Genomic DNA, 23,110 nt, shown 5'->3' with positions numbered 1-23,110 from the left:
GATCCCCCCAGCGGTCCGATCCGTCCTCCAACGGAGCCCTCGGCCCGCCCAGGGATACCGGCCACGCGGCCGGAGCGACGTCAGCCTGCGTGAGTGCGTGCCGGCGCGGCGGGCACCAGGTCAGGAACCGCACAGGACGATCGACCCCCGGACGAGTTCGGGCTGACGCACGCCCATCGCCGTCCCACCGCACCGGTCCCGACCAGAGGGGCAGGTCGCCGACCGGACCCGGCGGTGTCGGCCGTGACACCGGCCGCCGTGGACGGACGGATGCGGGTATCAGGCCCGGCCCCCTGGGTTCTGCTGGGTGGGACCTCCAGGCGCAGGTCCCCCATCAGCCGTCACTCTCCGGGAGACGAGCGCGTCATGGCACGCAACCGAGCCTGTTACCGCCACACCCGCGTCTGGATGGCCGCCTGCCCCGAGTGCACGGCGTGGCACCTCCCCGTCCAGATCACCGCACGGAACGCGGCGGCCTGGCAGCAGTCGAAGCGGGCTTGAGGAACCACAGCTGGTCGGCAGCCGTGATGCGGTGACGTCCAGACGTGGGTGTGCCGTTCACCGCTGTGCGGGGCCGCCCCGGCTCGCCCCGTGCTGGTGGACGTCGAGGGGCTCCTACGCCGGGACACCCTGGTGAACCACCCCCCGCAGAACCTCGACTCGCCGCTGGACCTCCTCGGCCGGGCGGACGAGGAACTCGGAGCGGCGCGCGACACGGCAGCCCACACGCTCCGCCCTCTATCCGCCAAGCCTCGTCCGCAGCCAGCGCATGGCGCCGTCAGCCGCCAACCGCTGCTCCATCCGGAGCGACGGCGCATAGTAGGGAGCCGGCCTGAGCGAGTTGCTCCGCCAGTAGCCGGCGAGGGCCACCAGGAAGGCGTCGACCGCTCCCGGCGGTGCTGTCCGACCGACCTCGCGGGACAGGAAGACGGCGTTCGCGTCGAATCGGACCATCTGCGCGCCCACGGTGGGCAGGAAACACGCCAGGTCCAGCCAGGGAGCCCCCACGGCCGGCCACGCCCAGTCGACGAACACGACCTCGGTCGGCGTCAGCAGGATGTTGTCCCGACGCAGGTCCAGGTGTAACAGCGTGACCCCGCCGACGCCGTCCGCCCAGTGCGACTCCAGCGACGCCAGTGTTGAGAGGTGCTCGGCGGCCCAAGGATCGGCGTCGGCCAGCGCCGACCCGTCCTCGATCTGCTCCCAGGCGCCACCGAGGACTGCCGAGAAGGCATCACGGACGGTGGCGGCGTCCTTCATCGGGCTTGGCGTCAGGGCCTGAACGCTTCGCTCTATCGAGTCCAGTACCCGGATCAGGTCCTCACCGTCCCAGGACAACGACGGAAAGCGACCGGCCACGTCGTCGAAGATGAGGCAGACCCAGTCCCCGTCGTCGATGTGGGACCACATCCTCGGCGCGGGGACCGCTGGCGGCAGGTGCGCATTGACCGTCGCCTCATGGCGGTAGGCGGTCGGCACCCAGTCCCCGTACGCAGCGCTGGCTGCCTTCACGAAACAGCGGCGGCCATCGGCGAGGAGCAGACGGGCCGCAACGCCAGGAGTGAAGCCGCCCGAGGGCGCCTGGATCGACACGACCGGCGCTCCGACCGTGTCCGTGATCGCTCGGCGCACGTGCGCCGGCACGTCCGACCAGCCCAATCGTCGCGGGGGCGCGGGCTCCGAGCTCTGCATGGGGCGGCCTCTCCACCGTCGCGGGACAGCCAAGGCATCGCAGATGTGCGGCGACGAATGTCATCCCCGGAGGCGTACGCCAGACCTCAGATCGCATTCTCGAGTTCCGGCTCGGCCCGGCGCCGCCGGGGCAGCTGGCGGCGGACCGTCCGCCGCCGAAGTGGGAGGGTCCTCAGGTCACCGGCAGGCGTCTACCGCCCGAACACCGAGCGCTCCCCCAACGCTCGGGCGTCGAGCGCGTGTTGCCATTCCGCAAGCTTCTGCTCGCGCTGCGTAGCGAGCGCCCGGGTCCACGTCGATGCGGGAACGCAGCCGGCACCCGGAGGGCTTCGCACGGCCCACCGACGGGTGGGTTCAGGCGACGCGGTTGACGTGCACGCCGGCGACGCAACAACTCGATGCCGGTCACGTCGTTCAGGGGGCTGGCCCCCAGCTGGAGCTCCTGGAGAAGTGGCGCATCGGCCGGCCCGCGCACGTCGGCGATCTGATTGCCGACAGCGTCGAGGATCAGCAGCGTCGGGATGATCCCGAGCGGCGTGGGGTCGACGATCGCGTTCTGCGCCAGCCGCAGCGTGTCGAGATCGGGCAGCCCCGCCAGCGGCCCGTCGTCGGTGATCTGTGCGGCGGCGACACCGCGGCTGGTGAGGGTGGTCGTCTCCGCCAGGGGCGTCAGATCGCTGACGGGGTTCTGCGAGAGACCGAGGTCGAACAGCAGCAGGCCGACAAGGGGGACAGGTGCTGGATGCCCTCGAGCCGGCGGATCGGTCCCAGCGCTGAGCTCTGACCGTCGCAGTGGAGCTCGGTGATCACGGCGCCGAGGACGCCTCAGTGCAGCCGCTCGGCCACCTGCTCCAGGCCGTCCCTGATCAAGCGCCCGTACTCGTCGTCGCCGAGCACGCCGATCGTCGCCTGCGCCTGCTGGAGGTGCTCGCGAGCACGGACGAGATCGCCCAGCTTTCGGTAGCACTCGCACAGGTTCAGGTGCAACGACGGGTACAGGCCGGCTACCGGAAGCGTCACGCCGGCCTGCACCACCCGCGCGTCCGTGATCAGGTCGGCAGCAGCCAGGGCTCGTCGGTCCCAGACCAGCTCGTCGCGCACGTCGTCCTGCACATCGGCCATTGCGTGGGCGAGCGTGCACCGGTGCAGCGGGTCCCCCCGCTCGCCGCCGATCTCCTCCCAGATCTCTGCGAACTGGTGGCGAGCGGCCTCGCGCTCGCCCGAGTGGCTGAGTTGCACCACCTGCCCGATCCGGATGAGCGTCGGGTCCGTGATCATCGCCGACCACTTCCTCCCCTCGCGGCAGGCGTCCGCCTCTCGCGCCAACGTCAGGCTGACACTGCTCAGAGGGATCGGGCCGCTCGAGCACCGGTCACCTGTTCGGGGACCTGACCTCGACGCCGCGATGTCGCACGGACACAGTGCTGGGCGTGTACCCCGCCGCACCGACACCGCCGCCGGAGCCGGCTCGTGCGGGCCCGCCGCGGCCGGCGTGGGTGCCGTCGTCCACGTGGCTGGTGGCCGACGTGCCCGGGCCGCTGTGGCATTCCTGCTCTCCCCGGCCCTGATCGGTTCCGCAACCGCCGTGGTCCTGCTGCGGCGGGAGACGGGTCTGGAGTCTCGGAACCCGGTCTTCTGGACGTGGCCGGCTCTCGTCGTGGTCGCCGCCGCGGCGCTGGTGTGGAACGCCCTCTACGCGCGGCGGCGCTGTCGAACCGCGACTTCGGCGCCATCATCCCGATCTGCCACTGACTGTTCACGTTCACCCCGGCCTGCCTTGCCGGCTGGCTGTTGGGTGGTCGCGGACGCCGAGCGGGCGGGCCGCAGCGCTGGGCACCGGTGTGGTCCCCCTGCCGCTGTTCGCGCTGTCGTGGGCACTGCCGGCCGGTCCGACGGGGTCTCGCTCGCCGTCATCGCAGGCCTCCTGGACGTCGTCGGCTTCCTCGGTGTGGCGCCGCTCGTCGCGGGAGTGGCCCTGGCCGGCGCGATGGGCGGCGCAACGACGACTGCCCGGTAGACCGTCCGCGCAGACCCCCCGAGACGGTGTGTCCAGGGACGTGGCGGGATCCCGCGAGAGACGCGGCCGCCATGGGGCAGCCGCTCGGCGTGAGGGCGGCGTGGGGCGCCGGCGCAGCGCTGAGTCTGGCGGCGCGCACAGGTCTACCTCCCGACCGAGACGACTCCTCATCGGGAGCAGGACATGGGCCTCATCCACATCGAGCTGTTCGCGACCCTCGACCTCGTCGGGCAGTCGCCCGGCAGCCCCGACGAGGACCCGGAGGGGTTCCCGTTCGGCGGCTGGCAGGCGCCCCTGCTGGACGAGGTCGCCGGGGCGCAGGTCGGTGCCGCGTACCAGGGCACGGACGCCCTCCTGCTCGGCCGCCGCACGTACGACATCTTCGCCGCCTACTGGCCGTACCAGGAGGGCGGCCAGGACAACGAGATCGCAACGCTCTTCAACAGCGTCCCGAAGTACGTGGCCTCCCGCGGCACGCCCGACCTCTCGTGGGCCGGTGCCACGCAGCTCGGCCCGGATCTGATCGGCGCCGTGCGCGAGATCCGTGACCGGCACGAGCACGTGAAGGTCGTCGGGAGCCTGAACCTGGTGCAGACCCTCCTGCGCGAGAAGCTCTTCGACCGTCTCGACCTATGGGTGCACCCGGTCGTGCTCGGCGTCGGGAAGAAGGTGTTCGACGGTGGCGCGGTGCCCACGACCGTCACGCTCCTCGAACCGCCCGTAGCCGGTCCGAAGGGCACCGTGTACCTGCGCTACGGGCTCGCCGATGGCACGCCCCGGACAGGGGACATGAGCACACCCGATCGCGGCGCCCGGCGCGACGATTGACGCCACGCTGCGCCATGCGGGTCCGTGTCGTCGGCGGTGGATCCCCCGGACCGGTTGGCGTCAACGCCACGCTCCTCGCCGGAGCCGCGGCGTCACCCACTCGTGGTGGACGTGAGGGTGACGGGACGATCCCGGGGGAACGTGGTCGAGGTGTCCGGCTGAACGGCGATCCCGCGGGGAACGCCACCGCCACCTGCCCCTCGTGTGCGCCCCGACGGCCGAGAGCCCCCCCGAACAGTCGACCGCCCGGCGCCGGTGCCAGGACCCGACATCCATCCATGCACCGCAGACCCGCTGAGGACGTCTCCAGTTCAGGTGTCGGCGTCCCCGTGGTCGTCCGGTTCGGCGCCGCGTGACCGCACGGGCGGCGAGGGCCGCCGCGGCTCCCGCACGCCGGCGCCGTCAGCCCCGCCGCCGAACCCGACCCGGACCCGGACCGCGGTCGTGGGACTGCCTGGATGGGGCCACTGCTCGACGACCCGCGCCGTGGGCGACTCCCATCCCCACCAGTCCACCTGCCACTGGTTGTCGATGCTGACGTCGAGGCTCAGCGCGAGGCAGACGCGCGCGGCGTCATCGGGAGGCAGTCCCACGACCTCGGGCGCCGCCTGCGGCGCTGGCTCCATCGAGAGAGCATCTGTCCAGCCCACGGTCGCCGCACGTTCCCGCGATCCGGTCGAGCTGCGGCCGGGAGCAGGCACGGCGCGCTCGGCGTTACGGTGGGCGGCTGCTTGTCGAGAGGGGCCGCGCGACATGGGCTCGCACACGGACAGCACCGACGGGCAGCGCCGCGACGAGGAACTCCAGGCGGTCACGGTCGGGACGCGGGAACCGCACAACGCTCCGATCGCCCTCGCGGCGTACGACCCCGACTGGCCTCGGTTGTTCCGTCGCGAGGCCGACCGCCTCCGCTCCGCGCTCGGCGACGCGGCGCTGCTCGTCGAGCACGTCGGGTCGACGTCGGTCCCCGGTCTGGTGGCCAAGCCCATCATCGACATCCTGCTGGTCGTGTCGGATTCGGCTGACGAGCCGCGCTACGTGCCACATCTGCAGGCGGCCGGCTACGTCCTGCGGATCCGGGAGCCCGAGTGGTTCGAGCACCGCCTGTTCAGGGGGCCGGACACCGCCATCAACCTGCACGTCTTCAGCTCGGGCGCGGCCGAGGTGGAGCGGATGCTGCGCTTCCGCGATCGGCTGCGCGACGACGACGCGGCGCGGGAGCGCTACGCCCACGTCAAGCGCGAACTCGCGCAGCGGACCTGGCGGCACGTGCAGGACTACGCCGACGCCAAGACCGCCGTGGTCACCGAGATCCTCGACGCCGCGGAGGGCCCACCGACCCCATGCGCCGGCTGATCACCGGGGCGACCGTGCTTCCCTCGCAGGCGGGAACTCCCACGAGACGGACAGGAGGCCGAGGTGACGGTGGCCGAGACGACGGTGGCCGAGGTGATGGCCGAGCTGGCCGCGCTCGAGGACCCCAAGGCACGCGCGGTCAACGAGAGACACGGCGACGACCACGGCGTGAACCTCGGCCGACTGCGCGCGATCGCGAAGCGGCTGAAGACGCAGCAGGAACTCGCTCGCCGGCTCTGGGAGACGGATGACACCGCGGCGAGACTGCTGGCGCTCCTGATCTGCCGTCCGAAGGCGTTCGAGCGGGACGAGCTGGACGTCATGCTGCGCGAGGCACGCACTCCCAAGGTGCACGACTGGCTCGTGAACTACGTGGTCAAGAAGAACCCGCACGCCGAAGAGCTGCGCGTGGCGTGGTCCGCCGACCCGGATCCGGTGGTCGCGAGTGCCGGCTGGGCGCTGACCACCGAACGCGTGGCGAAGAAGCCCGAGGGCCTCGACCTGGCAGGACTGCTCGACGTCATCGAGGCGGAGATGAAGGACGCCCCCGATCGCCTGCAGTGGGCGATGAACCACTGCCTGGCCCAGATCGGGATCGAGCACGCCGAGCACCGCGCTCGTGCCCTCGACATCGGCGAGCGCCTCGAGGTGCTCAAGGACTACCCGACTCCCCCGAACTGCACGTCTCCGTTCGCGCCCGTCTGGATCACCGAGGTGGTGCGCCGACAGCACGAGAACTCGGGAGGGTTCGCGCTCCCCCTCGCGGGGGCCGGAAGGGGGGCGGCGACGACGTCAGGCTGAGACGAACGTGTGCGCGGGAGACAGCTCCGGCTCCTCGGTGATGCCGACCTCCTGCAGCACCGGCATCAGCTTCTCGCCGAAGGCCCCGGCGGCTTCCAGCGTCCGACAAGGCTGTGGCCTTGACGGCGTTCCCGCGGAAACGTCGTCGGCACCACGGCGCCCCGGTCCCGCGCGGGACGAACCGCCGCGGACCAGACGCCGTCCAGACGAGCGATCTCGTGGTCCACCCACCCGCGGTCGAGGCCGTGCGCCCGGACGACGCGCTGGTCGACGTCGGACCTGGACGACAGACGGATCTTCATCGAGGGGTCAGCACACAGAACTCGTTGCCGTCGGGATCGGCCATCACCACCCAGCCGACGTCGCCCTGGCCGATGTCGATCCGAGTCGCCCCGAGCGAGACCAGGCGGTCGACCTCCGCGTGCTGATCACCGTCGTCCGGTGGAGCGAGGTCGAGGTGCAGCCGGTTCTTCCCCGTCTTCGGCATCAGGGGCGGACCGCCCCAGGTGATCTTCGGACCGCCGTGCGGGGAGCGGATCGCGGTCTCCTGGTCCTGGTCCCAGACCAACGGCCAGCCCAGCGCGTCGCGCCAGAAGTACCCGACCCCCTGCGAACCGTCGCACGCGAGCGCTCCGACGAACCCGCAGTCGGCCAGGAAGTGGTTGCCCGGCTCGATGACGCAGAACTCGTTGCCCTCGGGGTCGGCGAGCACCACATGGCGCTCCTCCGGGCGTTGACCGACATCGGTGTGGCGGGCGCCTAGCCGCAGTGCGCTCGCCACCGTCTGCTGCTGGTCCTCGAGGGACGCGCTCGTCAGATCGAGGTGCATCCGGTTCTGACCGGTCTTCGGCTCGTCGGTCGGGAGGAACCGGAGCCGGAACCCGGTGTCGTCGCTCGGCAGGAGCGCGATCCCGTCGTCGGGGTCGTCGACCAGCTCCCAGCCCAGGACGCCGGCCCAGAAGCGCGCGAGGAGGAGCGGGTCGTTCGCGTCGAAGCTGAGCGCGACGAGGCGGCAAGGCATCCGGTCCGCATCTCCGATCTGCCGACGACCAGCCGGAGCAGGCCACGGCCGCCCGCCCATGGGGGAACGACGCTAGGGCCGCCGCAGACCGCGGGGCAACGCGAATTCGGCCTGGAGGTGCCGGGCACGGATCGACCCACCGGCGAACGGCGGCGGAGCGCCATCAGCGGCATGGCCGAGCCGCCTGATGGCCGAGCCGCGACCTCGTCGCCCGTCGAGGGCGGCGCGCAGGACCACTCCCCCCACCACCCGCGGCACGGGCGCCGGCGGCGCCACTGGCTCGCGCTCGCCGCCGTGGTGGCACTCGCGCTCGTCGTCGGCGTCGTCGTGTGGCGCGGTGGGGACGACCCCGCGAGCCGCGCGGAGGCCGCCCGGGCCACCGCGCGCCTCGATCGGCGTGGCCGGCACCGCCGTGGTGATCGTGGCGGTCCAGCCGGGCACCGGCTCGACCATGACGAACGCGAACGGGGTGTCGGTCGGCAGCTGCACGCGCAGCGACGTCGTCCGCGCGGTGTCGCTCTCGCTCGGCACCCGGAAGGTGATCTCCCCGAAGCCGCCGGCGGCGTCGGGCGAGCTGACGGTCACGTGCGCGCACGCCGTCCCGACGCCGAGGGTCAGGACGGCGACGACGGCGGCGAGCACCGCCAGCGCAGCGCGGCGCAGTCGGGTGGTCATGGGGGCTCCGCGGGCCTCCCCCATCCCGATCCCCCTCCCACCTCCGATGACGGGGAGAGGGGCCCGGGCTACTCCTCGTCCTCGAACAGGGCGACGAGCTCGTCGGCGGTGCCCGCCACGTGCAGCGGCACGATCGACACCGTCCACTCCGCACGGCGGTCGTCCACGCCCAGCGCGAGGTCCCACGCCGCGCGGGCGCTCAGCGGGCCGAAGCAGGCATCGTCCCCGTCGTCGCTGACGGCCACCTCGACCAGCCAGGTGTCGGAGAGGTCGGCGGCCAGCTCGGCGAAGTCGGGGGGCGTGCCCTCGTCGGGCTCCGGCGAGTCGGCCTGGACGGGGTAGATGAGCGCCATGAGGCACCCTCTCAGAGCTGGATGCCGCGCGTGAGGGCGCCGTCCACCACGAGGTTGGTGCCGGTGGTGAAGCTGGAGACCGGGCTGGACAGGAAGACCACCGCCCGCGCCATCTCCTCCGGGGCCCCCATCCGGCCGGTCGGGTTGAGCGCGAGCGAGTCGGCGTACAGCTCCGGCTGACCGGTCTCGATGCCGTTCCAGATGCCGCCGGTGAAGTAGGTGTTGCCCGGCGAGACCACGTTGGCCCGGACGCCGCGGCCGGCCAGCTGGAAGGCGAGCCCGGAGACGTAGCCGACGATCGCCGTCTTCATCGTCCCGTAGGGGCCGGAGGCGAAGTCCACCTCGCGGCCGGAGACGCTGGAGACCGCCACGATCGAGCCGTTCGCGCCGGCCTCCAGGTACGGCAGGGCGGCCCTGGCCAGCCGCACCGTGTGCATGAGGTCCACCTCGAAGGACAACCGCCAGTTCTCCTCGGTGTCCGGAACGGCCAGCGCGCTGACGTTGGCGACGACGGCGTCCAGACCGCCCAGCCGGGCCGCCGCGGCGTCCACCCACGACACCAGCGCCGGCCCGTCGCCGACGTCGAGCCGGACGCCGGCCGCGCGGCCGCCGCGCTCGGCGATCGCCTTCTCGGTGGCCTCGATCTCGGCGGCGTCGCGGGCGCAGAACTCGACGACGGCGCCCTCGTCGACGAACGCCTCGACGATCGCCCGCCCGATGCCGCGGGTGCCCCCGGTGACGAGCACGCGGGAGCCGGTGAGCTGCAGGTCCATGGGGTCCTCCGGGGTCTCAGAGCAGGGTCGCCGCGCGGCGGCGCAGGTCGTCGTGCAGCCCGCCGAAGGCCGTGGCCTGCGGCAGGAGGGACTTGCGCGCCTTCACCACGGCGCTGTAGTTCGCGTCGACCACATTGGCGATCGGCACCTCGGTGATCTGCGAGAGCAGCTGGTAGGCGTCCATCGGGTGCAGCCCGAACAGCTCGCCGAACCAGCGCACCAGCTCGACCTGGCCGATCCGCCAGGCGTCCTCGAGCGGGCGGCTGGAGCCCACCGTCATCCAGTGCGTGTCGTCCTCGAGCCGGGGCCATGCCGGCCACCCGCCCACCCCCCCGCCCTTGATCAGCTCGACGATCAGTGTCGTGGTCATCGCCCCCTCGACGGCGGTGCCGCAGGCCTCGCCCTCCCCCTGCCGGTAGTGCCCGTCGCCGACCGAGAACAGCGCGCCCTCGACGTTCACGCCCAGGAAGCACGTCGTGCCCGGGCGCATCTGCGGGGTGTCCATGTTGCCGCCGAACCGCTCGGGCACCAGCGAGCTGCGCACCTCGCCGCCGGGCGGGGCGACGCCGACCGTCCCGAGCATCGGCGCCACCGGGAGGGCGACCTGCAGGTCGGTGTGCTGCGCGGCGAAGGTGACGGTGTTGGCGGCCCGGTCCAGCTCGTAGATCCAGGTGGTGTCGGGCAGCGGGTCCTGAAGTGTGGCGACGCGGTCGGTGCTGGTGAGCCCGCCGAAGAACGGGATCGCCGCCGAGGCGCCCCAGTCGCGGGCCGGCTCCATGGCCACGAAGTGCAGCGCGAGCGTGTCGCCGGGCTCGGCGCCCTCGACGTAGAACGGGCCGGTCTGCGGGTTCACGAAGCGCAGGTCGACCTTCTCGGTGGACAGGTCGGTGGTCTTCTGCAGGGCGCCGCAGAAGGCGTCGTCGGACCAGACCCGCAGCGCCGTCCCCGGCGGGATCCGGCGCAGCGGGGCGACCCCGCCGAAGGTGAACGCGTACTGCTCGAACGTGGGCACGACCTCGACGACGTCCATGACGCAGCCTAGGAAGGCGCAGGTCAGCTCGGCAATGCTCAGATCCCGTTCCGCATCCGCACTCGGTCCGGGGTCAGCTCCGCCACCGAGGGGACGCCGAGCAGCTGCAGCGTGCGGGCGATCTCGCGGGACATGATGTCGGTGGCCCGCTGCACGCCCCGCTCGCCACCGGCCATCAGCCCGAACAGGTACGCCCGGCCGACCAGGCAGGCGCGGGCGCCGAGGGCGACGGCGGCGACGACGTCCGCGCCGTCCAGGATGCCGCCGTCCAGGTAGACCTCCGCCCGGTCCCCGACCGCCGCGACCACCGCGGGCAGCTCCTCCAGCGGCGTCGGCGCGCGGTCGAGCTGGCGGCCGCCGTGGTTGGAGACGACGACCGCGTCGGCGCCGGCGTCCACCACGGCGCGCGCGTCGTCGGCGGTCTGCACGCCCTTCACCACCAGCGCCCCGGCCCACGTCGCGCGCAGCGCCCTGACGTCGGCCACCGTCGCGGCCGGCTCGAAGACGCGGTCGGCCAGCTCGGCGACCGTGCCGCCCCACGAGCGCAGCGAGGCGAACTCCAGCGGCTCGGTGGTCAGCAGGTCGACCCACCACCGCGGGTGGACGGCGGCGTTGGCCATGGTCCGCAGCGTGAGCGCCGGCGGGATGGTGAACCCGTTGCGGACGTCGCGCAGCCGGGGCCCGGCCACCGGGGTGTCGACGGTGAGCACCAGCGCCTCGTACCCGGACGCCGCGGCCCTCCCGACCAGCGCCTCGCTGGCGGCACGGTCGCGCCACAGGTACAGCTGGAACCACTTGCGCGCCCCCGGGGCCGCGGCGGCGAGCGCCTCGATCGTCGTGGTCCCCATGGTCGACAGCGCGTGCGGGATGCCGACCCGCTCGGCCACCCGGCCGACCGCGACCTCGCCCTCGGTGTGCATGAGCCGGGTGAAGCCGGTCGGGGCGAAGACCAGCGGCAGCGCCGACGGCCGCCCGAGGACCGTCGTCGACGGGTCGACGACGGAGACGTCGCGCAGCACGCTCGGGCGGAACTCGACGCGCGCGAACGCCTCGCGGGCGCGGCGCAGGCTGATCTCCGCGCCGGCGGCCCCGTCGGTGTAGTCGAACACCGCCCGCGGGACCCGCCGCCGGGCGATCTCCCGCAGGTCGCCGACGGTGACGGCCGCCGCCAGCCGCCGGTCGGTCGCGTCCCCCGGCCGCCGGCGCGGCCGGACCACCTCCCGCAGCTCGCTCCAGCGGGGCACTCGACGCTCGACCACGCGACCTCCTCGACCCGGCGTCCGCCCACCCTGCCAGCACCGGTGTGACGGCCGGTACGGGTGGGACGGCGCCGGCCCCGCCCGGCGCTCCGACGCGCGACCGTCGGCGCGCGGAGTTAACGTGCGGGTAACCGTGACGCCGGTCACGCTCCGATCACAGACAGGCAGGGTCCCGATGCTCTACACCGCGTACGAGGTCAACCGCCGGGCGAGCGCGCCCGTGCTGGCGGCGTCCGGGCTGACCGCCCGGGCGCTGTCCGCGCTGCCGCCCCGGCTGGGGGGCGCGGCGGGCGTGCGGCACCTGCGCGCGGCCTGCGACGTCGTCGCCAAGGCGCGGCCGACCCACGCCCGCCCGGAGTACGGGATCGACGCCGTGGTCGTCGGCGGCCGGCCGGTCGCGGTCACCGAGGAGCCGGTGACGGCGACGCCGTTCGCGACGCTCCTGCACTTCCGCAAGGCGTCGCTGACCGGCCAGCCCCCGGTACTCGTCGTCGGGCCGATGTCCGGGCACTTCACGACCCTCATCCGGCCGACCATCCGCACCCTGCTGACCGACCACGACGTGTTCGTCCTCGACTGGCACAACGCGCGGGACATCCCGGTCGAGCACGGCGCGTTCGGCCTCGACGAGTACATCGAGCACGTCATGGACGCGCTGCGGCAGCTCGGCGGCGGCGCGCACGTCGTCGCCGTCTGCCAGCCCGCCGTCCCGGTGCTGGCCGCGGTGGCGCTGCTCGCCGAGGCCGACGACGACGCCCAGCCCGCCAGCCTCACCCTCATGGCCGGGCCGGTCGACACGCGGGTCAACCCGAACCGGATCAACCTCGCCGCCGAGAAGCGCCCCCTGTCGGCCTACGAGCGGCGGCTGATCGCCTCGGTCCCGGGCTGGTACGCCGGCGCCGGGCGGCGCGTCTACCCGGGGGTCGTCCAGCTGACCGCGTTCATGTCGATGAACCCGCGGCGGCACCTGAGCGCGCACCTGCAGATGGTCCGGGACCTCGCCGGCGGCAACACCGAGCGGGCCGCGGCCACGCAGGCGTTCTACGAGGAGTACGGCGCCGTCATGGACGTCCCGGCCGAGTTCTACCTGGAGACCGTCGGCCGGATCTTCCAGGAGCACCACATGGCGACCGGCCGGTTCACCTGGCGCGGGCAGCGGGTGGACCCGGCCGCGATCGGGCGGACGGCGCTGCTGACCGTCGAGGGCGCCCGCGACGACATCTGCTCCCCCGGCCAGACCCGGGCCGCGCACGACCTGTGCACCGGCATCCCCGAGGAGCGCAAGCGGCACCACCTGCAGGAGGGGGTCGGCCACTACGGCGTGTTCAGCGGGTCGCGCTGGGAGAACGAGGTCTACCCGGTGCTGCGCGACTTCATCGCTGCCTCCGCCCGCGAGGAGGTCGCGGCGGGCTGAGCAGGGGATCCCCCGGAGGCCGCGAACCAGGGGCCGATCCGGGCGTTCCCCGATGGTCGCGGGCGGTCGTGCCCAGCAGAGTTCTTGCCATGACCACCGCACCGAACCCTCCCCAGCACCCGACCTGGCAGCAGCCGCCTCCGCGGCCCCAGCTGCGCCGCAGCGGCACCGACAAGATGCTCGGAGGCGTCTGCGGCGGGCTGGCCGAGTACAGCGGCATCGACGCGCTGATATGGCGGGTCGGCTTCCTCGTCCTCGCCTTCTCCGGCATCGGCGTCGTCGCCTACCTGGCCCTGTGGGTGCTCGCGCCGCCCGCCCCGGCCGGCCCGGACACCCGGACCAACGTGGCCGACCAGTTCGTCGAACGCCTCCACGCGTCGCTCACCGGCACGCGGACGACGGCCGGCCGCTGACCGGGCAGCCCCGGCGTCCCTCCGCGGACGCCGGGGCTACCGGTCGGTGAACCGGACGTCGTGCTCCCGGCCGGGCGCGAGGAAGCCGAGCAGGCGGGCGCCCTCCTCTCCCGTCTCCGTCCGCACCGCGGCCGGCAGCGGGAGGGAGGGCCGCACGGTGAGCACCGTCGCCGCGCCGTCCCGCCGGGCCGCCCAGGTCGCCTGGACGCGGCCGTCGACCAGCACCGTCCCCACCCAGCCGCCGGGACCGCCCGGCAGCGGCACGTGGTCGCCCTCGGCCACCACCCGCGAGCGGTCGGCGTGCGAGAGCGTGACGTTGTCGTACTCGGCGAGGAACCGCACCGGCGCGGGCGTGTCCGGGTCGGGCAGCGGACCGTCGGGCACGTCGAGCAGCTCGCCGCCGTCCCCTGTGCGCACCCGGCGCAGCCGCGGCCCCAGCCGCTCGGCGACCTCGCGCAGCCGGGTGAGCCCGCACCACACCTGGGCGTCCCGCACGGACGCCGGGCCGAACGCCGCCAGGTAGCGGACCAGCAGCTCGTCCGGGGTCGCCGGCGGGACCGCGCGGCCGTCCAGCCAGGCCTCGACGGGCGTCATGACCGCGGCACTGCTCGCGCCCCACAGCCCGCGCGGCGTCGGCTGCACCCAGGGGACCGAGTAGCCCACGCAGAACGCCACCGCCTCGCCGTCGAGGCCGGGGTGCCGGCGGCCGAGCTCCCGCTGCAGCTCCGCCCGGCCCATCGGCCGCTCGGCCAGCAAGGCCGCGGCCTCGGCCACCACGGCGGAGACGTCCTGCCCCCGCAGCCGCTGCCCCCAGACGGTGGACGCCGCCGTCCGGTCGAGCACCGGCTGCAGCAGCGGGCGCAGGGCGAGGGCGTCCTCCGCCGTCACGGTGTGGATCGTGGTCCGCATCAGCGGGGTCCGGACCACCTGCCGCGACGACAGCAGGCCGTCGAGCTCCGCCGGGTCGTACCCGGCCAGCCGGTCCCACAGCGCCAGGTGCGGCACCCGCGGCACCTGCGCCTGCAGGCCCACGAGGTGCTCGACGACGTCGCGCACCGGGCGGGTGGTGCGCTCGAGCAGCAGCTGCCGGGCGAGGGTGGCCCGGCCGAGGGCCCGCACGCTCAGCGCCGGCACGCCCGCTCCCCCGCGGGCGGCAGGCCGCCGCGACTCACTTGCGGCCGGGAGCCCAGTTCATGCCCCAGCCGTACTGCTGGTCCAGCACGTCCTGGCCGCCGTGGACGTAGCGCACCTCGCGGTTGACGACGAGCTGCCCGCCCTGGTTGGTGAACGAGGCGATCGCGCACAGCCGCGCCCGCGGGTCGTGCTCGTCGAGCCGGATCTCCACCTGCGGCCCGGACGCCGGGAACAGCGTCACGACCGCGTCCGCGTCGGCCCAGTTCGGCGTGCCCTGGTAGATGAAGGCGAAGACCAGGATCCGGCGGATGTGCGCGGTGTGCCGCAGGTCGATGAGCAGGTTCTCGCCGCCGGTGTTGCGCCCGGACCGGTCGTCGCCGTCCAGCCAGGCCACCAGCTCCCCGTTGGGCAGCGTGTGCTGCCCGCGGAAGGCGTTGCCCAGCGCCTGGATGACGCCCCTCGACCCGTCCGCGTACTCGTACAGGCAGCCGAGGTCGAGGTCGATGCCGCCGGAGGCCGCGCCGGCCAGGCGCTTGAGGAACCCGCCGCCCTGCGGGGCAGCCGGGCGGGCGTTCCAGTTCAGGTTGACCCGGAGCACGCCGGTCGTGCCGGCGGTCTTGGTGAGCGACACCGACGGCGCGCTCTTGGTCAGCGTGACCTTGCCCAGCGAGACCCCGGGCGCCGGCGGCGGGGCGCCGTGCTGCTGCTGGGGAGCCGGCGGCGGGGCGCCGTGCTGCTGCTGGGGAGCCGCCGGCGGGCCCCACTGCTCGTACCCGGCCGACGGCGGCCCGGGCGGCGGGGGCGGCGGCTGCTGCTGCGGCGGCGGTGCCGCCGGCTGCCTCGGGCGCTTGGTGTAGTCGACCATCGGGCCTCCCTGCTCTCCCCCGGGCGGTGCGCCGGGCGGCTGTCCACTGCCCCAGACCCTAGGCGGCCCGGTCAGCCCAGCCGGGTGGCCCGGACGGTGAGGGGTCCGCGGCCGTCGTCGTCCATCGGCAGCGGCTCGCCGTCCACGACCTCGCCGGGCAGCTCGTCGAGCCCGGGGCCGGCGTCGGCGGAGGCCGGCAGCCAGCGGTCCCACCAGCGCAGCAGGTGCTGCAGCCGTGCCAGCCGGTGACGCGGCCGCCCGGAGCGCGCCAGCCCGTGCCCCTCCCCGGGGAACAGCAGCAGCTCCGAGGGGACGCCGCGGCGCTTGAGCGCGACGTAGAACCGCAGCCCCTGCTCGACCGGGCAGCGCCAGTCCTCCTCGGCGTGGACCACCAGCGTCGGCGTGGTGATCTGCCCGGCGGCGGCCAGCGGGCTCTGCGCGGCCAGCCGCGCCGGGTCGGTACCCAGGTGCTGGTCGACGAAGTACCACCCGATGTCCGACGAGCCGGCGAAGCTCACCGGGTCGGTGAGGGCGCGCTCGCTGACCGCAGCGGCGAACCGCGTCGTCCGGGCGGTGAGCAGGGTGGTCAGGTAGCCGCCGTAGGAGGCGCCCATGACGCCGACCCGGTCGGCGTCCAGCGCCGGGTCCTCCAGCGCGGCGTCGAGGAAGGCGAGGACGTCGGCCGCGTCGTGCTCCCCCCACGCCCCCCGGATGGCCCGCCCGTGCGCCTGGCCGTAGCCCGACGAGCCGCGGGGGTTGCACTGGACGACGGCGTAGCCGGCCGAGACGAGGACCTGGGTGTCCTCCGACAGCGACCACCCGCACTGCCGGTACGGCCCGCCGTGGATGCTCAGCAGCACCGGGTGCGGCCCCGGCCCGTCCGGCACGGTGACCCATCCGTGCACCGGGGCGCCGTCGGGGGCGGTGGCGGTGCGCTCGGCCATCCGGCGCAGCCGGCCGGTGGCACCCAGGGCCCGGCCGAAGCCGGTGATCAGCCGCCGGCGGCCCGGGGTGATCGCGATCAGCTCCCCGGCCGACCGGTCGTGCGCCACCGTCGCGACGACGACCTCGCCGCCGACGGCGAACCCGCGGACGGTGAACGGGCCGTCGACCAGCGTCTCCACCGGCCCGCCGTCCAGCGGTACGCGCAGCAGCTCCACCGCGCCGCGGCGCTGCACGCCGAGGTGGGCCGCACCCCCCGCCAGCACCGTCCCCGGGGTGTCGTCGCCGCGGTCGGTGTCCTCGGGGTCGAGCACCGTCTCCACGGTCCCGCCCGCGGCCGGCACCCGGCAGAGGGTGGCGCTGCGGGCCACCACGTCCAGCCCGTCGGGGCCGAGGTCGGGCCGGGCGGTGAGGTAGATCCAGGCGCCGGAGGGGTCGTAGGCGGGCAGCGCGCAGTCGGACCGGCCGTCGGTGAGCCGGCGCGGGGTCCCGCCCGCGGCCGGGACGGCGTAGACGTCGCGGACCAGGTCGCGGTCGGCCCGCGGGTGGCGGGCGGAGGTGAAGGCCAGCTCGGCGCCGTCCGGGCTCCAGGCCACGTCGGCGTCCTCGCCGGCGCCGGCGGTGACCCGCCGGGGCTCGGGCGGCGGCGCCCCGTCGTCCTCCCCGTCGGGCGGCAGGTCGAGGACGAAGACCGAGCTCGGCCGGCCGGCGAGGAAGCCGACGCCGTCCAGCCGGTACTTCAGGGTGGTGATCAGCCGCGGCGCCTCCGCCCCGGACGGAGCCTCCGGCGCCGTCCCGGACCGGCCCGGCTCCGGGGCGCGGGCGGTGTAGGCGAGCCGCCGCGAGTCCGGCGACCAGACCGGCCCGCCCGCGCCGAGCGGGGCGCCGGTGAGCCGCCGGGGCGCGCCGCCGGCCGTGGGCAGGAGGTGCACCTGGGGCGGCTCCCCCGGCTCGGCGCCGAGGTAGGCCAGCCACCGCCCGTCGGGCGAGAACGCCGGCGCGGTGTCCCGGGGACCGGGGGTCAGCGGCCGGGCCGGGGCCGATCCGTCCGTGGGCACGGCCCAGAGCCGGCTGCGGTCGGTGTCGGCGTCCAGGTCGAGCCGGCTGACCGCGACCACCGCCATCCGGCCGTCGGGCGACACGGTCGGGACCCCGGGGACGCGCAGCAGGGCGAGGTCGTCGGGCCGCATGCCGCCGACGCTAGCCGAGCGCCGTTCCGGGCCCGGGCCGGCTCAGCGGGTGCCGCGGGCGGCGTCCCGGCGGCTCCGGCGCAGGCTCGCGGCGGTGGTCACCAGCAGGGTGACCATGATGACCAGCAGCGAGAGCCACGTCGGGATGAGCGGGACGGCGGTCACCGGCTCGCCGCCGTTGACGAACGGCAGCTCGTTGGTGTGCAGCGCCTCGATCACCAGCTTGACGCCGATCAGGCCGAGGATCACCGCCAGCCCGTAGCCCAGGTACACCAGCCGGTCGAGCAGCCCGCCGAGCAGGAAGAACAGCTGCCGCAGGCCGAGCAGGGAGAAGGCGTTGACGGTGAAGACCAGGTAGGTCTCCTGGGTCAGGCCGAAGACGGCGGGGATCGAGTCGACGGCGAACAGGACGTCCGCGCTGCCGATCGCCAGCAGCGCGATCACCAGCGGCGTCACGGCGCGCCGGCCGTTCTGCCGCACGGTCAGCCGGTCGCCCTCGTAGCCCTCCGTCGTCGGCAGGACCCGGCGGGCCAGCCGGAGCGCGGCGTTCTCCTCGAACTCGTCGCGCTCGCCGCGGGCGGCCTCCCGGGCCTGGTTCACCGCCGTCCAGAGCAGGAAGGCGCCGAAGAGGTAGAAGACCCAGCTGAACAGCTCGATGACGGCGGCTCCGACGAGGATGAACCCCGTCCGCAGCAGCAGGGCGAACACGATCCCGTACAGCAGCACCGTGGGTTGCAGCTCCTTCGGCACGGCGAAGCTGCTCATGATCAGCACGAAGACGAAGAGGTTGTCGACCGAGAGGCTCTTCTCGGTCACGTAGCCGGCGAAGTACTCGCCGCCGAAGGTGGGCCCGGCGACCACCAGGACGACGACGCCGAAGAGCAGCGCGATGCCGACGTAGGCCGCCGACCACACCGCCGACTCCCTGAGCCCGGGCTCGTGCGGGCTGCGGACGTGCAACACCAGGTCGACGACGAGCATGGCCACGATCAGGGCGACCGTGAGTCCCCACACCCAGACGGGCACGTCCACGCGGGCACCTCCGGGATCGGCCGCCGGCCCCAGCCCGGGCGCCGGCGTCCCCCCGTCCTTCCCGCGGACGCCGGCGGCTACCCCCGGATCAGGGCTGCTGCTGCGCCCGGGCCATCAGTCGCTGGCCCAGGCTGCCGGCCTGGCTGTTGGTGAGCAGCTGGGTCTGGGACTCGATCAGCCGCAGCACCGCCGGGTCCTCGCGGGCGATCTCGGAGGACTGCAGCAGGATCGTCCCCTGGCCGGTGAAGTCGTACTGGCGCTCCTCGCCGGAGACCCGGCCGAGCATGCCCTGGACCATCCCCGCCATCGACGACGCCATCCACTCGGTGTCGTGGTGCACCGAGGGGGACGGGCAGTCCGCCCAGCCCAGCAGCGCGTCGGGGTCGGCCCGGAACGGCGGCTCTACGAAGATCACCGGGCCGTTGGACGACGCGATGAACTTCCCCGTGCCGAGCAGCGTCACGAACCCGGGGACGATCGACTGCTTGAGCTCCAGCCGCCGGTCGAAGGCCAGCAGGTTGTTCGCCTTGATCGTGAGGTTGCCCTCGTCGAGGTCGTAGGCGTTGAGGTCGAAGCCGCGGTCACCGAGCAGCACCTTGCCGTGGCCGGCGGCGACCACCCAGTCCTGCACGTACACCGGGCTGGAGAAGCGCGCGGCCACCCAGGCCTGCACCGCGGAGTAGGCGGTGACCGCCTCGAAGCGGACGTCGCCGTAGTAGGCGAGCATCGCGCCCTTGCTCATGAACCACTCGCCGGAGAGGGCCACGCAGAACACGTAGGGGTTGACGTTGTCGTCGACCGGCAGGCTCGCCGCGTTCCAGGTCTGCACGTCGCTCGCTCCTCAGAACTTCTTCTCGCTGGCCTGCACGTACACCGTCCCGTAGCCGCTGATCCGCAGCTGGAACGCCTCCCCCGACCCGCGCCCGACGACGTCGCGGAAGCCGAGCTTCGCGGCGAGGTCGACCTGCAGCTGGCCGACGTGGCCGACGTAGGCCTGCGGGTCGACGCCGACCGCGGTGCCGTTCAGCTGGAGCGGGAAGGCACCGCCGTGCGACAGCAGCGCGACCGCGCCCCGGCCGTGGACGTTGGTGGTGAACAGTCCCTGGCCGGTCATCGCGCCGCTGACCGCCTGGCGCAGCCCGCCCGAGCCCAGGAACTGGACGCTGGTCTGCAGGGTGGCGTCGTGGGCGAGCAGCCGGTCGGCCTCGCAGACCAGCGGCGCGCTGCCGTCGAGGTCGAGCACGGTGGTGTGCAGCCCCTTGTAGCCGTAGAGCACCTCGCCCTGGCCCTCGGTGGCCATCATCGGGTTGGACTCCCCGGAGAGCGCGGCGCCGACGAACCCGCCGGCGCCCCGGCCCTGGCCGCGCACCGGCCGGAACGCGATCCGCCCGGAGTAGCCGAGCATCGCGCCCCGGCGGGCGAGCACCGGCGTCTGCGGGCTGACCCGCGCCCGCACGACCTTGCTGTTGACCGCTTCGAACGGCACCGGTCAGCCCTCCGAGGACTGGACGAGGACCAGGCCGTGCCCGGAGAACCGCAGCGAGAACGGCTCTCCCGAGCTCTCCCCGACCATCGACTTCCAGGACACCCCGGACACCAGGGACATCTGCAGCTGGCCGCGGGAGCCGACGTAGGCGTCGGGGTCGACGACGAGGTCCTGCCCGGGCGCGACCTCCAGGGCCATGACCGGGCCCTCGGAGACCAGCGCCACCTGCCCCTGACCGCTCACCGACGTGGTCGCCAGCCCCTGCCCGCTGGTCATGCCGCGCAGTCCGGAGAACTGGACGTCGAGGCGCAGGCCGTCGGTGTGGGCGAGGATGTGCTCGCTCTCCGCGGTGAGGGTGTCCCCCGCCAGGTCGACGACCAGGACGTCCATGGCGTCCTTTGCCAGGTAGGCGCGGCCGTGCCCGGTGCAGTCCATCAGCGAGAGGCTCTCGCCGGCGACCGCCCGCTTGAGCGCGGCGCGCACGCCGCCGCCGCCTCCCATGCCGGCGTTCCGGAACTCGATGTCGCCCTCGAAGGCGACCATCGAGCCGCTGGCGGCACGGATCCGGTCACCGTGCAGGTCGGCGCGGAGCACGCGCTTGTCGGCGATGAGCTGGGCCACGGGGTCCTCTCCGTCGGGGTCCACGAGCGGGACGGCGCCGGACGGTAACGGTCCGGCTGCGCGGACGGTAGGCCCCGCGCCGTGGCCCGCCCAGCTCCCCTGCCGACCGTGTTCCCGAGAGTCAACCGGCTCCTCCCCCACCACGGGTGGGGAGGGAGGAACCGGGACGGTGCGTGCTGCGGGCGGGCGTCAGCGCCGGCCGGCCAGCTCCTCGCTCGGCTCGCGCCCCTCGGCCACCGCGTGCGCGTGGTCGCGCCGCTGGGCGACGACGCTGCTGATGACCGCGGCGATGATGAACCCGAGGCCGGTCAGGCCGGTCACGTACTCGCTGATGTGCCAGCGTAGCTCGAGGATCATGATCGCGGCCAGGACGCCGATCGCCCACATCGCGCCGTGCTCGAGGAAGCGGTACTGCTCCAGGGTGCCCTTGTCGACCATGTAGATGGTCAGCGACCGCACCCAGAAGGCGCCGATGCCCAGGCCCAGCGCGATGATCAGGATGTCGCTGCTGATCGCGAACGCGCCGATGACGCCGTCGAAGGAGAACGACGCGTCGAGCACCTCGAGGTAGAGGAACGCGGCCGCGCCCGCTCCGGCGACCGCCTTCGCGCCCGTGCCCACGTCCGTGGCCTTCCGGGTGGAGCGGCCGTCGGGCAGCACGTCGGGCTCGTCGTCCTCCTCGTCCTTCTGCTCCATCAGTTCGTTGAGGCCACCGATGAGCAGGTAGGTGAACAGGCCGGCCAGGCCGGAGGCCAGCACGGTCGCGTACTTGTCGTCGTCGGCGATCTGCGAGCCGGTGTAGATGACCGCGAGCGCGATGACGACCGCGAGGTAGGGCAGCAGCCCCGCCTTCGCCAGCGGCCGCTCCAGCCAGGCGAGCCAGTGGATGTCCCGCTCCTCGTCGAAGAGGAAGTTCAGGAAGATCATCAGCAGGAAGATCCCGCCGAAGGTGTAGATGGCCTCGGCCGCGCCCTCGACGTTGGCCGCGTAGGCCTCCGAGTCGTTGAGCGCCAGCGACCACACCTCGCCGATCGACAGGTTGGCGGTGATCGCGACCATCACGATCGGCAGCAGCAGCCGCATCCCGAAGACGGCGATGAAGATGCCGACGTAGAGGAAGAGCTTGCGCCAGAGCGGGCTCATCCGGCGCAGCACCTTGGCGTTGACCACGGCGTTGTCGAAGGAGAGGCAGACCTCCAGGACGCCGAGCACCGCGACGGCGAGCAGCGCGGCCGGGCCGCCGAAGACCACGGCGGTGACGAGGGCCGCAACGGTCAGTCCGACCGAGAAGCCGAAGTAGCGGAGCATGGGGTTCCTCTCTCAGGCGCCCGCGGGAGTGGGGGCACCGACGTCTATACGAACGGGGCCGGGCGGCCGTTCCGGTGCTACCGGTGCTCTTCGGCACACCCGGTCGGACGGGTCGCCCGTCTGACCGGCCGGCCGCCCGACGTGGTAGGCATCGGCGCACGGGGCGCCGATCGGGACCTCGCGGGTTCGGAGGGTGGACGGGCGGCATGAGCGGGCAGGCGGGGAGCCCCGCGTCGCGCTGGTGGCGCCGCGGCCGGGACGCGGCCCTCGCCGACGCCGTCGGCGATGCGCAGCTGGCCCGCGAGGCGGCCGCGGCGGCGATGCTCGAGCTCGACGCCGAGCTCAGCGGCCTCTCGGTGGACGTGGCTGCGCACGAGGACGCCGGTAGCGCCCGGGGCGCCGGGCACCACTCACCCGGCCCCGACCCGCTCGTGCAGAACTGGCGTGACCTCTCTTCACGTACGGACGCGGTCATCGGACACTATCTCTCCGCACTCGCCCAGCACGACCCCGCGTACCTCGTCGACGTCCCCCGCGCCCGGCAGGCGCGCGCGGAGCTCGACCAGGCGGCCGCCGAGCTGCGCGACGTCCTGCCGCAGGTGCGCCGGTTCAAGCAACAGTACGAGCGGCCGCTGGGGATCGCCCGGGGCGCCCGCACGCTGGCGCCGCGCCGGATCGCCGAGGCCACCGCGGCGGTGCCACGGGCCGGGGAGGCGGCCGCCGCCGCCGGCACGCAGGTCACCGACCCCGGGCTCGGCCGCGCGCTCGACGAGGCCGAGCGCGCCGCCGAGGCGGCCCAGCGGGCCATGGCCGAGGGCCGGCTGGCGGCCGCCGGCGCCGCCGCCGGGTCAAGGCGGGGGGCAAGGGGGGTTAGGAAGACAATGGTTCCACTCCACTCCT

The 23,110-nt window shown here is 73.9% G+C and carries 26 protein-coding genes; 9 read left to right on the top strand and 17 right to left on the bottom strand.

Annotated features, from left to right (window positions below; genetic code table 11):
- The first annotated feature begins 366 nt into the window (after positions 1 to 366).
- A complete protein-coding gene (locus tag MY520_RS16945; RefSeq protein WP_436693727.1) occupies positions 367 to 501 on the top strand; it encodes a hypothetical protein in 135 nt (44 codons plus the stop codon).
- Positions 502 to 738: 237 nt separating this feature from the next.
- Here MY520_RS16945 and MY520_RS16940 read toward each other — a convergent pair whose 3' ends face one another.
- Positions 739 to 1,593, bottom strand: a complete 855-nt coding sequence (locus MY520_RS16940) for a hypothetical protein (protein ID WP_436693726.1) — start codon at positions 1,591 to 1,593, stop codon at positions 739 to 741.
- Between the two features lie 397 nt (positions 1,594 to 1,990).
- Between MY520_RS16940 and MY520_RS16935 the strand changes: the two genes are divergently transcribed.
- On the top strand, positions 1,991 to 2,476 hold the full coding sequence (locus MY520_RS16935) for a hypothetical protein (protein ID WP_436693725.1): 486 nt from the start codon (positions 1,991 to 1,993) through the stop codon (positions 2,474 to 2,476).
- A 41-nt stretch (positions 2,477 to 2,517) separates the two neighbouring features.
- On the opposite strand, the gene MY520_RS16930 is transcribed toward MY520_RS16935, so the two are convergent.
- Complete coding sequence (locus tag MY520_RS16930) at positions 2,518 to 2,970, bottom strand: hypothetical protein (protein WP_436693724.1); 453 nt, start codon at positions 2,968 to 2,970, stop codon at positions 2,518 to 2,520.
- Positions 2,971 to 3,562: 592 nt separating this feature from the next.
- Between MY520_RS16930 and MY520_RS16925 the strand changes: the two genes are divergently transcribed.
- On the top strand, positions 3,563 to 3,709 hold the full coding sequence (locus MY520_RS16925) for a hypothetical protein (protein WP_436693723.1): 147 nt from the start codon (positions 3,563 to 3,565) through the stop codon (positions 3,707 to 3,709).
- A 183-nt stretch (positions 3,710 to 3,892) separates the two neighbouring features.
- On the top strand, positions 3,893 to 4,537 hold the full coding sequence (locus MY520_RS16920; protein ID WP_436693722.1) for a dihydrofolate reductase family protein: 645 nt from the start codon (positions 3,893 to 3,895) through the stop codon (positions 4,535 to 4,537).
- 311 nt (positions 4,538 to 4,848) lie between these two features.
- Here MY520_RS16920 and MY520_RS16915 read toward each other — a convergent pair whose 3' ends face one another.
- Positions 4,849 to 5,163 (bottom strand): hypothetical protein, encoded by a 315-nt coding sequence (locus MY520_RS16915; protein ID WP_436693721.1) that lies wholly within the window; start codon positions 5,161 to 5,163, stop codon positions 4,849 to 4,851.
- Between the two features lie 127 nt (positions 5,164 to 5,290).
- On the opposite strand from MY520_RS16915, the gene MY520_RS16910 reads away from it, so the two are divergent.
- Positions 5,291 to 5,893: a GrpB family protein gene (locus MY520_RS16910; protein WP_436693720.1), complete on the top strand. Its 603-nt coding sequence runs from the start codon at positions 5,291 to 5,293 to the stop codon at positions 5,891 to 5,893.
- 96 nt (positions 5,894 to 5,989) lie between these two features.
- Entirely contained in the window at positions 5,990 to 6,694 is a 705-nt protein-coding gene (locus tag MY520_RS16905) for a DNA alkylation repair protein (protein ID WP_436693719.1), read from the top strand.
- 298 nt (positions 6,695 to 6,992) lie between these two features.
- Here the strand turns inward: MY520_RS16905 and MY520_RS16900 are convergent, their stop codons facing one another.
- From MY520_RS16900 to MY520_RS16875, 6 genes are all read right to left on the bottom strand, one after another.
- A complete protein-coding gene (locus tag MY520_RS16900; RefSeq protein WP_436693718.1) occupies positions 6,993 to 7,715 on the bottom strand; it encodes a VOC family protein in 723 nt (240 codons plus the stop codon).
- A 72-nt stretch (positions 7,716 to 7,787) separates the two neighbouring features.
- Complete coding sequence (locus MY520_RS16895; RefSeq protein WP_436693717.1) at positions 7,788 to 8,390, bottom strand: DUF1775 domain-containing protein; 603 nt, start codon at positions 8,388 to 8,390, stop codon at positions 7,788 to 7,790.
- A 68-nt stretch (positions 8,391 to 8,458) separates the two neighbouring features.
- Positions 8,459 to 8,743: a hypothetical protein gene (locus tag MY520_RS16890; RefSeq protein ID WP_436693716.1), complete on the bottom strand. Its 285-nt coding sequence runs from the start codon at positions 8,741 to 8,743 to the stop codon at positions 8,459 to 8,461.
- 11 nt (positions 8,744 to 8,754) lie between these two features.
- A complete protein-coding gene (locus tag MY520_RS16885; protein ID WP_436693715.1) occupies positions 8,755 to 9,516 on the bottom strand; it encodes an SDR family NAD(P)-dependent oxidoreductase in 762 nt (253 codons plus the stop codon).
- A 16-nt stretch (positions 9,517 to 9,532) separates the two neighbouring features.
- Positions 9,533 to 10,546: an acetamidase/formamidase family protein gene (locus tag MY520_RS16880; protein WP_436693714.1), complete on the bottom strand. Its 1,014-nt coding sequence runs from the start codon at positions 10,544 to 10,546 to the stop codon at positions 9,533 to 9,535.
- A gap of 38 nt (positions 10,547 to 10,584) precedes the next feature.
- Positions 10,585 to 11,805 carry an alpha-hydroxy acid oxidase gene (locus tag MY520_RS16875; RefSeq protein WP_436693713.1) on the bottom strand — a complete coding sequence of 407 codons (1,221 nt, stop codon included), beginning with the start codon at positions 11,803 to 11,805 and terminating at the stop codon, positions 10,585 to 10,587.
- 175 nt (positions 11,806 to 11,980) lie between these two features.
- Here MY520_RS16875 and MY520_RS16870 point away from each other — a divergent pair, with 175 nt between their 5' ends.
- Positions 11,981 to 13,219 carry a polyhydroxyalkanoate depolymerase gene (locus MY520_RS16870; protein ID WP_436693712.1) on the top strand — a complete coding sequence of 413 codons (1,239 nt, stop codon included), beginning with the start codon at positions 11,981 to 11,983 and terminating at the stop codon, positions 13,217 to 13,219.
- Between the two features lie 89 nt (positions 13,220 to 13,308).
- The gene (locus MY520_RS16865) at positions 13,309 to 13,632 is read left to right on the top strand and encodes a PspC domain-containing protein (protein ID WP_436693711.1); all 324 of its coding nucleotides are present in this window, start codon (positions 13,309 to 13,311) and stop codon (positions 13,630 to 13,632) included.
- Between the two features lie 36 nt (positions 13,633 to 13,668).
- Here MY520_RS16865 and MY520_RS16860 read toward each other — a convergent pair whose 3' ends face one another.
- From MY520_RS16860 to MY520_RS16825, 8 genes are all read right to left on the bottom strand, one after another.
- The gene (locus MY520_RS16860) at positions 13,669 to 14,766 is read right to left on the bottom strand and encodes a winged helix DNA-binding domain-containing protein (RefSeq protein WP_436693710.1); all 1,098 of its coding nucleotides are present in this window, start codon (positions 14,764 to 14,766) and stop codon (positions 13,669 to 13,671) included.
- A 34-nt stretch (positions 14,767 to 14,800) separates the two neighbouring features.
- Positions 14,801 to 15,631, bottom strand: a complete 831-nt coding sequence (locus MY520_RS16855) for a TerD family protein (RefSeq protein WP_436693709.1) — start codon at positions 15,629 to 15,631, stop codon at positions 14,801 to 14,803.
- Positions 15,632 to 15,702: 71 nt separating this feature from the next.
- Entirely contained in the window at positions 15,703 to 17,763 is a 2,061-nt protein-coding gene (locus MY520_RS16850) for a prolyl oligopeptidase family serine peptidase (protein WP_436693708.1), read from the bottom strand.
- 42 nt (positions 17,764 to 17,805) lie between these two features.
- Positions 17,806 to 18,795, bottom strand: coding sequence for a TerC family protein (locus tag MY520_RS16845; RefSeq protein ID WP_436693707.1), 990 nt, complete (start codon positions 18,793 to 18,795; stop codon positions 17,806 to 17,808).
- An 88-nt stretch (positions 18,796 to 18,883) separates the two neighbouring features.
- Complete coding sequence (locus tag MY520_RS16840; RefSeq protein ID WP_436693706.1) at positions 18,884 to 19,624, bottom strand: AIM24 family protein; 741 nt, start codon at positions 19,622 to 19,624, stop codon at positions 18,884 to 18,886.
- Between the two features lie 12 nt (positions 19,625 to 19,636).
- Entirely contained in the window at positions 19,637 to 20,281 is a 645-nt protein-coding gene (locus tag MY520_RS16835; RefSeq protein ID WP_436693705.1) for an AIM24 family protein, read from the bottom strand.
- Positions 20,282 to 20,284: 3 nt separating this feature from the next.
- Entirely contained in the window at positions 20,285 to 20,926 is a 642-nt protein-coding gene (locus tag MY520_RS16830; protein ID WP_436693704.1) for an AIM24 family protein, read from the bottom strand.
- Between the two features lie 165 nt (positions 20,927 to 21,091).
- Entirely contained in the window at positions 21,092 to 22,210 is a 1,119-nt protein-coding gene (locus MY520_RS16825) for a DUF475 domain-containing protein (protein ID WP_436693703.1), read from the bottom strand.
- Positions 22,211 to 22,416: 206 nt separating this feature from the next.
- On the opposite strand from MY520_RS16825, the gene MY520_RS16820 reads away from it, so the two are divergent.
- A partial coding sequence (locus tag MY520_RS16820; protein WP_436693702.1) for a hypothetical protein occupies positions 22,417 to 23,110 on the top strand: 694 nt, incomplete at its 3' end.

The sequence above is a fragment of the Geodermatophilus sp. CPCC 205506 genome (assembly GCF_051383635.1).
In the GTDB taxonomy this organism is placed as follows: Bacteria; Actinomycetota; Actinomycetes; order Mycobacteriales; family Geodermatophilaceae; genus Geodermatophilus.
The sequence above is the reverse complement of the archived record's forward strand: the minus strand, read 5'-3'. Positions and strand labels throughout refer to the sequence as shown.

What these genes read in the sequence shown, in the direction of transcription:
- MY520_RS16920 (WP_436693722.1), top strand. Translation starts at nt 3,893, where the DNA reads ATGGGCCTCATCCACATCGAGCTGTTCGCGACCCTCGACCTCGTCGGG.
- MY520_RS16885 (WP_436693715.1), bottom strand. Translation starts at nt 9,516, where the DNA reads ATGGACCTGCAGCTCACCGGCTCCCGCGTGCTCGTCACCGGGGGCACC.
- MY520_RS16850 (WP_436693708.1), bottom strand. Translation starts at nt 17,763, where the DNA reads ATGCGGCCCGACGACCTCGCCCTGCTGCGCGTCCCCGGGGTCCCGACC.
- MY520_RS16910 (WP_436693720.1), top strand. Translation starts at nt 5,291, where the DNA reads ATGGGCTCGCACACGGACAGCACCGACGGGCAGCGCCGCGACGAGGAA.
- MY520_RS16890 (WP_436693716.1), bottom strand. Translation starts at nt 8,743, where the DNA reads ATGGCGCTCATCTACCCCGTCCAGGCCGACTCGCCGGAGCCCGACGAG.
- MY520_RS16900 (WP_436693718.1), bottom strand. Translation starts at nt 7,715, where the DNA reads ATGCCTTGCCGCCTCGTCGCGCTCAGCTTCGACGCGAACGACCCGCTC.
- MY520_RS16895 (WP_436693717.1), bottom strand. Translation starts at nt 8,390, where the DNA reads ATGACCACCCGACTGCGCCGCGCTGCGCTGGCGGTGCTCGCCGCCGTC.
- MY520_RS16930 (WP_436693724.1), bottom strand. Translation starts at nt 2,970, where the DNA reads ATGATCACGGACCCGACGCTCATCCGGATCGGGCAGGTGGTGCAACTC.
- MY520_RS16855 (WP_436693709.1), bottom strand. Translation starts at nt 15,631, where the DNA reads ATGGTCGACTACACCAAGCGCCCGAGGCAGCCGGCGGCACCGCCGCCG.
- MY520_RS16915 (WP_436693721.1), bottom strand. Translation starts at nt 5,163, where the DNA reads ATGGAGCCAGCGCCGCAGGCGGCGCCCGAGGTCGTGGGACTGCCTCCC.
- MY520_RS16935 (WP_436693725.1), top strand. Translation starts at nt 1,991, where the DNA reads ATGCGGGAACGCAGCCGGCACCCGGAGGGCTTCGCACGGCCCACCGAC.
- MY520_RS16905 (WP_436693719.1), top strand. Translation starts at nt 5,990, where the DNA reads ATGGCCGAGCTGGCCGCGCTCGAGGACCCCAAGGCACGCGCGGTCAAC.
- MY520_RS16825 (WP_436693703.1), bottom strand. Translation starts at nt 22,210, where the DNA reads ATGCTCCGCTACTTCGGCTTCTCGGTCGGACTGACCGTTGCGGCCCTC.
- MY520_RS16870 (WP_436693712.1), top strand. Translation starts at nt 11,981, where the DNA reads ATGCTCTACACCGCGTACGAGGTCAACCGCCGGGCGAGCGCGCCCGTG.
- MY520_RS16945 (WP_436693727.1), top strand. Translation starts at nt 367, where the DNA reads ATGGCACGCAACCGAGCCTGTTACCGCCACACCCGCGTCTGGATGGCC.
- MY520_RS16880 (WP_436693714.1), bottom strand. Translation starts at nt 10,546, where the DNA reads ATGGACGTCGTCGAGGTCGTGCCCACGTTCGAGCAGTACGCGTTCACC.
- MY520_RS16865 (WP_436693711.1), top strand. Translation starts at nt 13,309, where the DNA reads ATGACCACCGCACCGAACCCTCCCCAGCACCCGACCTGGCAGCAGCCG.